Source organism: Cupriavidus sp. FW305-27 (assembly GCF_058787995.1).
Genome location: NZ_JBYTAG010000062.1, coordinates 32,141 through 43,167 on the forward strand (window position 1 = coordinate 32,141; position 11,027 = coordinate 43,167).

Genomic DNA, 11,027 nt, shown 5'->3' on the forward strand with positions numbered 1-11,027 from the left:
GTTACCGCGCGAGCGGTTTAGGCCACCGACCCTTCTGAGCCATTCAGACTCCCGAAGGCGAAGGGCCGGTTTGGCCGATGAACGGACGGTGGCAGGGAGCCACCACAACGACGGCAACCGCCCAGGAGCGCGCATGTGTCTGCCGAGTTCCGGTCAGTTCCCGTGCGCACCATGTGCACGCATGTTTTCCAGCCACCGGGTACGTGTCCTCTCGTTGGCAAAGGTAAGCCCATACAGGTTCTCGCGGATCGGCTTGATCCCGGCGAAACTCAGCATACTGCGCTCGAAGCCGCGGACTCCGTATGCGCCAAAGTACCAGCGATACAGCAGCGCCGGCATTCCCATGGTCACGATGATGCGTGCCGAGCGGCCGGCGAGCAGTCGTCTGGGGAACCCTTTCTCCTTGTAATCCATGGCAAATCCGGGCCGAAAGATGTGTTCGAGAAAACCCTTGAATAGCGCCGGCATGGTTCCGTGCCATAGCGGAAACAGGAAAACCCAATGCTCCGCCCAGCGCATGTCCTCCCTTGGCTGCTCCAATGCAGGAGGCAGTGTGCCAGTCTCGAACTCAGCCTGCGTGCGAAGCAGCGGGAAGTCGAGCTTCGCCACCTCGATGCGCCGTACGCCGTGTCCTGCCGTGGTCGCGCCTTGAGCGTAGGCGTCCGCCAGCGCATGCAGCAAGCGCTGGCCCGATGGGTCTGGATGCCCCTGGATGATCACGATGCGCTTGGACATGTTGCGGGTGGAGCTGTTCGGAAGGCCAGCGGTACGACGCACTAAGGCACGCCGTGCCAGAGGGCAAGCCTCACGGCCAACGGGTCGTCTACCACGGCAGACGGCGTGTCGAAGCGCATCGTTGACCTGTGGACCGGATCGTAGGTGGGCCAGCCGCAATCGCCGTTGACGGCGAACGCAACCCAGGCCCGGTGCATCGCGTCGGCGAGCGACTGTGGCGGTGTTGGGCCGACCAGCGCCTCTGCTCCGGGGCCCAAAGTATCGAAGATGAATGGTATCTCCACCCCATGCGCCGCGCCCAGACGACCTCCCAACTGAGGCGAACGCCACGCGAACTCATACATGTACGTCGAAATCCGGGCATTCGCCGCGTGGGCGTCTGCGAGTCGAACGGCAGGGATGCGCCAGTACCAATCCGTCTGGATTTCCGAGAACAGCTCACCAGCGGTGGCCGTGGGATGTGCTGCGCGGTAGCCGCTCAGGCCTCCGGCCGACAGGCCGTACGCGGCCACCAGCGCCAGGACGGAGGCCTCGGTAATGCGATCTATGGCTCCGCTGGGGACCAGGAAGAGCCGGGTCTCCTTGGTATTCGAACCGACCAACAGTGCTGTGTTCGCGGCCACGCCCGCGCGAATGGCGTCGATTGGGGGGGCAGGAAGAATTGCTCCATCGACCGTAGGCGCCCACGGGAGGCTGCTAAGCGCAACCTCCCCCCAGAAAGCCGGGTCCGGATCGGCAGTCAGTTCCTCGCGCAATTGCGCCTGTGCCTGCAGAACCTGCGCGGGCGTGGTTGAGGCAATCGCCTCCCTGGTGGGATCGACCTTCAGGAGCGCCGCCAGCCTGTGGCCAATGCGTTTCGCCGTGTTGGCCGAAGTGACACGGGGTGTGTTTCCGCTTTCCACGATTGCCCGCCGAAACAACCCTTGCGCGCGTGGCACGGTAAGGAGGGTTGCGACGCTCATCCCGCCGGCCGACTGCCCAAAAATAGTGACCTGACCTGGGTCCCCGCCAAATGCATCAATGTTCTGCTGCACCCACTCGAGCGCGGCGATCTGGTCAAGTAGTCCGAGATTGGCGAGACCGTCGCCGAGGCAATCCTCGCCGCCGCCAACGAGTTGTCCGAGTGCCTCCGCGATGCCGGGCGGGTACGCAATCTGTGGCGATTTCGGCCCAAACGAGAGCGCATCCCGCACGCCACGCCAGGGTGCTGCGGATTGCGGCGGCCGCAGCCTGTTCATGCCGAACGGTGGGCCAGCATATGGGATGCCCTTGAACGCGTACACGCCATCGCAGCGGAGGCCTCGCACCTTGCCAAGACGCGTTTCGACAATCGGGTACATGGCCGGCTCCCCCGAAAGGTTGGCACTTGGATAGTGAATAGTCATGAAGGGCCGTGGCTGCTTTGCGCCGGATCAAGAGAAAGCGAGTCCTGGATGTCCCCGCTCCGACATCGGCGCGTTCCAATTGCTGCGGATCACCGACCGTTTCAAGGTCGGGAACGGCGCTTCGCACCGTTTTGAAAAACCCATTAGGACAGAATTGGCCTGGCTTGCCCTGAATTCTTGCTTGTCCACGCAAGTCGCCCGCCTCAACGGTATTGGCGGCGTACGCTTTGGGGACGAACTCAGGGCGGTCGCGCGAGTGGCCACATTAGAAGGAGCTTCCGCCGTTGGGTGCCACCTGTTGGATGGCAGAAACTGGCAGTTACTAGGCCGGCAAGCGACCGCTATCCGGCCACGCACCTCACTCCAAGATAGCGCGCTGTGCTCTCAAGTGGTATGGCCGACAAACAATTGAACGGCACGCAGATTCTTGGTCCGTCGATAGATCAGTGATGCTCTTTGGTGCGTCGGATGGAATGCATTCTGTAGGCTGAATCGTCAAGGCCAACCCCGTTGACTTAGGTCAACCGCGCTGGCGAGATAGCACCTAGTTTTAATGCAGAGGCTGCGTACATACGAGCCGCTAGTCTCAAGGCTTTGTCGCTAGTGTCGCCGATCTGCGACGTTGTTGTGGTACGAGACGGATACTCTCCAACGCTATGAAACACAGGCGCATCATAGTCACCAACTACGGCGGGCCCGATGCGCTTCACGTAGTGGAGGAGGAATGCCCCGAACCCAAGGTCGGCGAAGTGCGGGTGAGGGTGCTGGCAGCCGGTGTGGGCCAACCGGACCTAATGATGCGCGAGGGCTTTCACCCCGAAACGCCCCCGCTGCCTTTTACGCCCGGTTGGGATCTGGTCGGCATGGTGGACAAACTAGGCAGTGGGGTCTCCGGGGTTGAACCCGGTCAGATCATTGCAGCCTTGCCGATCAGCGGCGCATACGCCGAGTTCGTCTGTCTGGCTCAGCGCGAACTGGTTCCCGTGCCTCCGGGAGTGGACGTGGCCGAGGCTGTCAGCCTCGTACTGAACTACGTTACTGCGTACCAGATGTTGCATCGCTGCGCCAAAGTCGAGCCGGGTCAGCAGGTCTTGATTCACGGTGCGGCGGGCGGAGTTGGCTCGGCACTATTGCAGCTTGGGCGCCTCGCCGGGCTGCAAATGTACGGGACCTGTTCATCGCAAGATGCGATGGCGGTTTCTGGCCTGGGCGGCATACCCATTGACTATCAAAGGCTTGATTTCGTGGAAGAGATACGCCGCCTGACGGGTGACGGCGTAGACGTCGTCTTCGACGGGATCGGCGGCAGCAACATCTGGCGTTCCCGCGACGCTCTCCATCCCCGCGGGAAAGTCGTAGCCTATGGCCTTACTGCCTCGCTACGTGGGGGACGCCTGGCATCAGGTCGCTCGGGGCGTCGTAACCGCTTCCAGCGACTTGCGATTTTCGGTGTGTGCATTGTTGGAGGCTGGCTCCTCCCGGGCCGGAAGCGGGTGGTCCCCTACAGCATTCAATGGCTCAAGCGGATGAAACCGGCATTGTTCCGGCAGGACTTGACTGTTCTGCTGGACCTACTTCAACAAGAGAGAATCAAGCCGCTGATTGCTCGGAAATTCTCTCTTAGCGAGGCAAAACTTGCGCACGAGTTGCTCGGTGAGAAAGGCGTGGCCGGCAAAATCGTGCTCATGACCAACGAGGCATTGATGGGGTGACCGACGCCAAGCCCGAAAACTCGCAAGTCAGGATTGGCCTGACTGAGGCGGAAAGGGCGAGCATGTAACGCTGGCCTGCCGCAACCACAGACTTCCGTTTGCGACCCATCTCCGCCATCGACTGGGTGTCGATTCAACGACCGTTCATGCCGTCTCTACGGACAAATGATCATACCCCGTTAGTCGGAGGAAAGATCCACGGCCGCCCCGGCTTTCAAATTCTGGTTCGATCGACAAGAATAGGAGTCGGCGGTGAGTCGCCGTCACCCACAGAAAGTGCCGAATTTGGCTCAATCCTGCTACAAAGGAGATTGCCATGAGCAAGCCCTACAAGCGGTTGGACAAGAATGATGCAGCCGTTCTCTTGGTCGATCATCAGGCCGGTCTTCTCTCCCTCGTTCGCGATATCGAGCCAGACAAGTTCAAGAACAATGTTCTGGCCGTTGCAGACCTTGCCAAGTATTTCAAGCTCCCCACCGTTCTGACCACCAGTTTCGAGGATGGACCAAATGGCCCACTGGTCCCGGAGTTGAAGCAGATTTTTCCCGATGCACCTTTCATTCCTCGGCCAGGACAAATCAATGCGTGGGACAACGAGGACTTTGTCAAAGCAGTGAAGGCCACGGGAAGGAAGCAGTTGATAATTGCCGGCGTGGTCACTGAGGTCTGCGTTGCCTTTCCAGCGCTTTCCGCGATGGCCGAAGGCTATGATGTGTTCGTCGCCACGGATGCATCGGGTACGTTCAATGAAGTAACGCGCCACTCGGCGTGGAACAGGATGGCAGAGGCTGGGGCACAGTTGATGACGTGGTTTGGTATCGCCTGCGAACTGCACCGCGACTGGAGGAATGATATCGAGGGACTTGGAACGCTATTTTCGAATCACATCCCTGATTATCGAAATCTGATCACGAGCTACACGACCGTAAAGGCAGGCCAGTAACGCAAGAGGCCTACTTCAATCAAGCCGGCCTGATCGGCGCCTCCAACGTGCTGGATATCCAGCCGTCGCTGACGCTGGTTCCCGCGGCCGGCATCAAGCTGACCTTCGCCTGTGACTTCATCTGGCGGGCAACCACGCACGACGCGGTCTACACCTCGGCGGGCATCCCGGTTCCCGGCACCGCGGGCCGCTCCGGCCAGTACAGCAGCAGCCAGCTCTCTGTGGATGTTGCATGGCAGGCGAGCCGGCATGTGCTGGTCAATGGCGGCGCCGTGTATGTGGATGAGAGCCGCACGCTGAAGGCCGTTGGCGGACACAACACGCGCTTTCTCTACCTGGCGCTCGGCTATACGTTCTGATGCGGCGGGTGCCATGCGACACATCCACAAGCTATTGAGCGCGACGAGCGGTCATGGCTGCCTGCGGCCGCGCCTGGGAATGCGCGGCATAGCGCACGGCTTCCGGCGTCCAGCGTCCTATGCCTGGAACGCAGTGGTACAGCCACACCCGCTACCAGGCACGTCCCCAAGTACCTATGCTCAAGCCCGACAGCGTCGGCTTTTGCGGCACTGGCAAGGCGTGGCGCGGGCCCGGTATTCCAATAACAAATCGGTATGGTGACGAAAAGAAAATGCGAATGGACGCTGTGATTCGCCATTTCTAGAATCACCTCACGCTGAATGGTCGCGTAAATCCGCCGCACTAAAAGAGCGCCACCAAGAATCCACCAGATGCTGATGCCGTAAATGGGGCAGGGGTCGTTGTTGCCCGCGGTTTCGTGCACAGGGCGGGGCAGGCATCCCCGTATCGGTTCGGACAGGCGCAAGACACTGGAGACAATATGAAGAACCCCCTTGCGGGTGCCGCCTTTGCGGCGCTTGCGGCCTGCTGCACCGGCGCCTTCGCACAGAGCAATGTCACGCTCTATGGCCGGCTGAATACATCGATGGAGTATTCCGATGCGTCGACGGCTTCCGACGGCACCAAGCTGGGCGGCACCGGCCGGCTGACCAACAACCGCTCGGTCTTCGGCATGCGCGGCGAGGAATCGCTGTATGGCAGCCTCAAGGCGATCTGGCAGATCGAGAGCAATATCTCATTGGATACGGGCAGCGGACAACTGGCCAGCCGCAACACCCGCATTGGATTGGCCGGCTCAGCTGGCAGCTTTTTCATGGGCAACTGGACCACGCCCTACCTGGAAGCCACCTCGTCCTACGATCCGTTCTATCCGACCACGGCCGGCTACATGGCGCTGATCGGCAATGGCTCGACCCCGACCTCCGACAATGTCCAGGACACCAGCTCCTTCGATCGCCGCCAGAAGAACAGTGTCCATTACCGCAGCCCGAAGTGGAACGGCTTCAGCGGCGGCGTGACCTGGGGTATCAACGAAGAGCGCATTACGGTGCCGCGCAACCCGAGCCTGTGGTCGTTCGCGGGGGCCTATGACAACGGCCCGCTCAATGTCGTGTTGGCCTATGAGCGCCACAACAACTACCAGACCGCGGGACGCGACGACGAAGGTATGAAGATCGGGCTGTCGTACCAGTTCCCGACCACCAAGGTCTCGGCCATCTATGAGCGGCTGCACTACCGCACCGCCACCGGCGACCTGAAGCGCGATGCCTACTACGCGTCTGTGGTGCAGAAGCTATGGGCGGGCAGCCTGCGCGCCGGCGTCGGCGTGGCCGGCAACGGCCGTGGCAACGCCACCGAGACTGTCGGCTTCTTCCGCAGCGGAGCGGATACCGGCGCGGTCCAGGCCACCCTGGGCTATGAGTACCCGCTGTCCAAGCGCACCTCGGTGTTTGGCTTCTACAGCCGCATCTTCAACAAGAAGAATGCCACCTACGACTTTGCGATCAATGAGCTGGGCATTTCCGCCGGCGCCGATCCGCAGACCGTTGCGCTGGGCATGCGCCACGTCTTCTGAGCACGGCGCACGTCAGGCCATCCCCCACGATTCCAGGAGTACCCCAATGAAATTCCAGAACATCCTGCGCGCGGCGCTTGCCACGGCGCTCTGCCTGCCGCTGCTGCACGGCGCGGCGCAAGCCGAAGCGTATCCCGACAAGCCGATCCGCATGATCGTGCCGTTTGCTGCCGGCAGCGCCACCGACCTGCTCGCACGCATCGTCAGCGCCGAGATCGGCACCAGCTCGAACATGCAGATCGTGGTGGACAACCGCCCCGGCGCGGGTGGGACCATCGGCACCGCGGTGGTGGCCAAGGCGCCCGCGGACGGCTACACGCTGCTGCTGACCTCCGCCGGGCATGCGGTCAATCCCACGCTCTATCCCAAGCTGCCGTACGACACCGCCCGCGACCTGAAGGGCATCTCCACGGTGGCGACCATGCCCTACCTGCTGGTGGTCAGCGCCTCCAGCCCCTACCGCACGCTCAAGGACCTGCTGGCGGCTGCGCGCGCCAGGCCCGATTCCGTCACCTACAGCTCGGCGGGCAGCGGCAGCTCTTCGCACCTGAGCGGCGAGCTGTTCAACGTGACCGCGGGCGTGCAGACCCGGCATATCCCGTACAAGGGCGCGCCGGCGGCGATCACCGATGTGATGAGCGGGCGCGTCGACATGTTCTTCGCGCCGTCCATCACTGCGCTGCAGTTCGTCAAGGACGGCAAGCTGCGCATCCTGGGCGTGGCCACGGCGGCGCGGGTGCCGTCGCTGCCGGACGTGCCCACCATCGCCGAAGCGGGCGTGCCGGGCTATGTCTTCGATGCCTGGTTCGGCGTGCTGGCGCCCGCGGGCACGCCCAAGGATGTCGTCGCCCGCCTGAACACGGCGATGCAGCAAGCGCTCAGCGCGCCGGCGACCAAGGAGAAGCTGATTGCGCAAGGCGCCGAGGCCAAGCCCTCGACGCCGGCTGCCTTCGACAAGCTGATCGCCGCCGACATCGCCAAGCTCGAGCCCATCGTCAAGCGCTCGGGCGCACAGCCGGGCCAGTAACGCCGCCACGGCGCCCGGGGGCCGGGCGCCACCTCTCCTGCACGAAGGAAACATCGATATGCGTTGCATTGCACGGGCCCTGGCGCATGCCATGGCCGTCGGCTGCCTGGTGGCGGCTTCGGGAGCGCAGGCGCAAGCCGGCGCGTATGCCGACCGGATCCTGGTCAATGGCACGGTACTCACCATGAACGCCACGGACACAGTGGCGCAGGCCCTGGCCATCCGCGGCGACCGCATTGCCGCGGTGGGGACCAGCCGGGACATCCGGCGCCTGGCCGGCCCGCGCACGGAGGTGATCGACCTGGGCGGGCGCACGGTCATCCCCGGCCTGATCGACACCCATATCCACGCCATTCGCGGCGGCCAGAGCTATGCCTTCGAGACTTACTGGTATGAAGGCGAGACTACCAGCCTGGCCGCGGGGCTGGAGCTGCTGCGCAAGACCGCGCTGTCGCGTGGCCCCGGCAAATGGGTGGCCGTGACAGGTTCCTGGCACCCCGACCAGTTCACCGAGAAGCGCGCGCCGACCCCTGCCGAGCTGACCGCGCTGCTGCCTGACAATCCGGCCTATGTGCAGTACCTGTACGACTATGCACTGGTCAACGCCAGGGCGATCGAAGCGCTCAAGCTCGACCAGCCGGATGCGCTGCCGCCGGGCATCCGCGTGGAGCGCGACAGCGAAGGGCGCCCCACCGGCCGGATCTTCGGCGCGATCCGGCCGCTGTCGGCGCTGTTCGGCCGCATCCTGGCGCAGAGCCAGGTCGACGCCAAGGCCAGCCTGCAGTCCTTTTTCAGCCGCCTCAACAGCCTGGGAGTCACCGCGCTGATCGATCCCACCGCGGGACCGGGCCCCGCCTACGATCCGCTGTACGCGTTGTGGCGCGAGGACAGCCTGTCGCTGCGGGTCGGCTACCGCATCCCGACCGTGGTCGCTGGCAACGAGGCCGAATGGTTCCGCAATACGCTGGCTTACCTGCCGCCGCGCCTGGGCGACGGCAAGCTGCGCTTCCTCGGCCCGGGCGAGATGCTGGTGTTCGGCATGGACGACGGCGTGAAGATGGGACCTGGTTTCCAGCCGTCGGCGAAGGACCGCGAGGAACTGCTCAAGGTGGCAACGTTCGCCGCCAGCCGCGGCTATCCGGTCGAGATCCATGCCTATACCGACGATGCCGCCAGCGCGATCCTCGATGTCTTCGAGGAAGTGGGCAAGCGCCATGACCTGGGCAAGCTGCGCTGGGCCATGGCCCACCTGAATACCGGCAAGCCGGAGACGTTCCGGCGCATGAAGGCGCTTGGGCTTTCCTACACGGTGCAGATGGGGCCGTACTTCGAGGCCGGCGCCATCGGCCACGCCAACGACCACCATGTGGCCGAGGCCGCGCCGCCCGTGCGCCTGGCCCTGCGGCACGGGCTGAAGGTGGCGGGCGGCACGGATGCCACGCGCATCGGCATCCCCGGCGTCTGGCGCGCGTTGGAGTTCCACGTCGGCGGCTATTCGATCGGCAAGGAAGTCAGGCGCAAGGAGGACTTCCGGCTGTCGCGGCTGGAGGCGCTGCGGCTGTACACCGCCAATGCCGCGTGGATTTCATTCGACGAGGCCTCGCGCGGCACGCTGGAGGCCGGCAAGCTGGCCGACCTGGCGGTGCTCGACAAGCCCTACCTGACCGTCCCCGTTGAAGACATCCACCGCATCCGCTCGGTGCTGACGATGGTCGACGGCAAGGTGGTCCATGCCGACGGCGGCTTTGCCGCGCGCAAGGCGCGCTAGCCATCGGCGCCGCAAGCGCACAGGAGGGAATACGCCATGCCGCACCTGATCGTCGAATACACCCACAACCTCGCGCCGGTCGTGCGCATCGATGCCTTGCTGGCCGGACTGAGCGCGGTCCTGATCGCGCAGGACGGCGCGTTTCCGGTGGGCGGCATCCGTGCGCGCGCGCTATGCCTGGAGTCCTACCGCATGGCCGACGGCAGCAGCGACGATGCCTTCGTGCACGTGACGCTGGCCGTCGCGCGGGGGCGCTCGCAGGACGTGCTCGACCGTACCGTCAGCGCCTTGTTCGATACCTTGACCGCGCATTTCGCCGAGCCATACCGGCGCCGCTACCTGGCCTTGTCGCTGGAGCTGCGGGAGTTTGCCGGTGCCTACCGGAGCCTCAACAACATCCATCAGCGCTACAACACCACGGCTGCATAGGGCGGCGGCCGCGTACCACCACAACGACAAGAAAGACCCACGGAGGAGACAGCAAATGAAGATCGGAACCATGGGGGCCGCGCTGCTTGCGCTTAGCCCGACGCTGGCCGCGGCGCAGTCCGTGACGATGTACGGCGTGATCGATACCGGCGTGGAATACGTGAACAAGGTCGGCGCGGGCGGCGACAGCCTGGTGCGCATGCCGACCCTCACCGGCACCGTGCCGTCGCGCTGGGGCCTGCGCGGCACCGAGGATCTGGGCGGCGGGCTCAAGAGCGTGTTCGTGCTGGAGTCCGGCTTCGCCCCCGATACCGGCGGTGCCAACCAGGGCGGACGGCTGTTCGGGCGGCAGGCGCTGGTGGGGCTGAGTGGCAAGTGGGGCCAGCTGTCGCTGGGGCGGCAGTACACCATGCTGTTCTGGGCCAACCTGGACTCGGACATCCTCGGCCCCAACGTGTACGGCGCGGCGTCGCTCGACAGCTACCTGCCGAATACGCGTGCCGACAATGCGGTGGCTTACAAGGGCACCTTCGGCGGGCTGACCGTCGGTGCCACCTACAGCTTCGGGCGCGATGCGATCAACGCCGGCCCCAGCCCGGCCGGCACCAATTGCGCGGGCGAGAACCCTGCCAGCAAGTCTGCCTGCCGGGAATGGTCGGCGCTGATCCGGTATGAGCACAAGGGCTGGGGCGTCACCGCTGCCTATGACTCGCTGCGCGGCGGGCCCGGCGCATTCGGCGGGCTTGGCAACAAGTCGCTGACCGACGACCGCCTGTCGCTGAGCGGCTATGTACTGCTGTCGCGCGCCAAGCTGGGCGTGGGCGTGATCCGCCGCGACAACGAAGGCAGCGCGACGCCGCGCAGCGAGCTCTGGTATGGCGGCATGGCCTACGACATCACGCCGGCCTTCACGCTGGCCGGGCAGGTCTATTACCTCAAGTTCCATGACAGCGCCAACAAGGCCATGCTGTATGCGCTGCGCGGTGCCTATGCCTTTTCCAAGCGGACTTCGGTCTATGCCACGGCTGGATTCATCGATAACGGTGGGCAGCTTGCCCAGTCAGTCAGTGCCGGGGCGGCGGGGTCCAATCC

The 11,027-nt window shown here is 64.1% G+C and carries 9 protein-coding genes and 2 pseudogenes; 8 read left to right on the forward strand and 3 right to left on the reverse strand.

Translation table 11 applies throughout. The features are described 5' to 3' along the window. Positions 1–153: 153 nt before the first annotated feature. The 3 genes and pseudogenes from AC3WRI_RS25475 to AC3WRI_RS25485 form a co-directional block, all read right to left on the reverse strand. The gene (locus AC3WRI_RS25475; protein WP_010811218.1) at positions 154–735 is read right to left on the reverse strand and encodes an NAD(P)H-dependent oxidoreductase; all 582 of its coding nucleotides are present in this window, start codon (positions 733–735) and stop codon (positions 154–156) included. 41 nt (positions 736–776) lie between these two features. Continuing rightward, positions 777–2,075, reverse strand: coding sequence for a carboxylesterase/lipase family protein (locus AC3WRI_RS25480; RefSeq protein WP_492294298.1), 1,299 nt, complete (start codon positions 2,073–2,075; stop codon positions 777–779). A gap of 386 nt (positions 2,076–2,461) precedes the next feature. Beyond that, positions 2,462–2,635: pseudogene (locus AC3WRI_RS25485) on the reverse strand (integrase); the annotation flags it as partial. Between the two features lie 141 nt (positions 2,636–2,776). Between AC3WRI_RS25485 and AC3WRI_RS25490 the strand changes: the two are divergent. The 8 genes and pseudogenes from AC3WRI_RS25490 to AC3WRI_RS25525 form a co-directional block, all read left to right on the forward strand. Beyond that, the gene (locus AC3WRI_RS25490; protein WP_011614607.1) at positions 2,777–3,832 is read left to right on the forward strand and encodes a medium chain dehydrogenase/reductase family protein; all 1,056 of its coding nucleotides are present in this window, start codon (positions 2,777–2,779) and stop codon (positions 3,830–3,832) included. Between the two features lie 316 nt (positions 3,833–4,148). Further along, complete coding sequence (ycaC, locus tag AC3WRI_RS25495; protein ID WP_010811221.1) at positions 4,149–4,775, forward strand: isochorismate family cysteine hydrolase YcaC; 627 nt, start codon at positions 4,149–4,151, stop codon at positions 4,773–4,775. Positions 4,776–4,789: 14 nt separating this feature from the next. Beyond that, a pseudogene (locus AC3WRI_RS25500) lies at positions 4,790–5,134 on the forward strand (alginate export family protein); the annotation flags it as partial. Between the two features lie 482 nt (positions 5,135–5,616). Continuing rightward, entirely contained in the window at positions 5,617–6,711 is a 1,095-nt protein-coding gene (locus AC3WRI_RS25505; protein WP_492294300.1) for a porin, read from the forward strand. 46 nt (positions 6,712–6,757) lie between these two features. After that, a complete protein-coding gene (locus AC3WRI_RS25510; protein WP_439671286.1) occupies positions 6,758–7,738 on the forward strand; it encodes a tripartite tricarboxylate transporter substrate binding protein in 981 nt (326 codons plus the stop codon). Between the two features lie 58 nt (positions 7,739–7,796). Beyond that, positions 7,797–9,506, forward strand: a complete 1,710-nt coding sequence (locus AC3WRI_RS25515) for an amidohydrolase (protein WP_492294302.1) — start codon at positions 7,797–7,799, stop codon at positions 9,504–9,506. 36 nt (positions 9,507–9,542) lie between these two features. Continuing rightward, on the forward strand, positions 9,543–9,935 hold the full coding sequence (locus AC3WRI_RS25520) for a 5-carboxymethyl-2-hydroxymuconate Delta-isomerase (RefSeq protein ID WP_011614610.1): 393 nt from the start codon (positions 9,543–9,545) through the stop codon (positions 9,933–9,935). 55 nt (positions 9,936–9,990) lie between these two features. Continuing rightward, positions 9,991–11,027: porin (locus AC3WRI_RS25525; RefSeq protein WP_492294304.1), on the forward strand; the 1,037-nt coding region annotated here is incomplete at its 3' end.

Excerpts from the sequence above, each read along its gene's own strand:
- AC3WRI_RS25490 (WP_011614607.1), top strand. The coding sequence starts at position 2,777 with ATGAAACACAGGCGCATCATAGTCACCAACTACGGCGGGCCCGATGCG.
- AC3WRI_RS25520 (WP_011614610.1), top strand. The coding sequence starts at position 9,543 with ATGCCGCACCTGATCGTCGAATACACCCACAACCTCGCGCCGGTCGTG.
- AC3WRI_RS25515 (WP_492294302.1), top strand. The coding sequence starts at position 7,797 with ATGCGTTGCATTGCACGGGCCCTGGCGCATGCCATGGCCGTCGGCTGC.
- AC3WRI_RS25510 (WP_439671286.1), top strand. The coding sequence starts at position 6,758 with ATGAAATTCCAGAACATCCTGCGCGCGGCGCTTGCCACGGCGCTCTGC.
- ycaC (WP_010811221.1), top strand. The coding sequence starts at position 4,149 with ATGAGCAAGCCCTACAAGCGGTTGGACAAGAATGATGCAGCCGTTCTC.
- AC3WRI_RS25480 (WP_492294298.1), bottom strand. The coding sequence starts at position 2,075 with ATGTACCCGATTGTCGAAACGCGTCTTGGCAAGGTGCGAGGCCTCCGC.
- AC3WRI_RS25505 (WP_492294300.1), top strand. The coding sequence starts at position 5,617 with ATGAAGAACCCCCTTGCGGGTGCCGCCTTTGCGGCGCTTGCGGCCTGC.
- AC3WRI_RS25475 (WP_010811218.1), bottom strand. The coding sequence starts at position 735 with ATGTCCAAGCGCATCGTGATCATCCAGGGGCATCCAGACCCATCGGGC.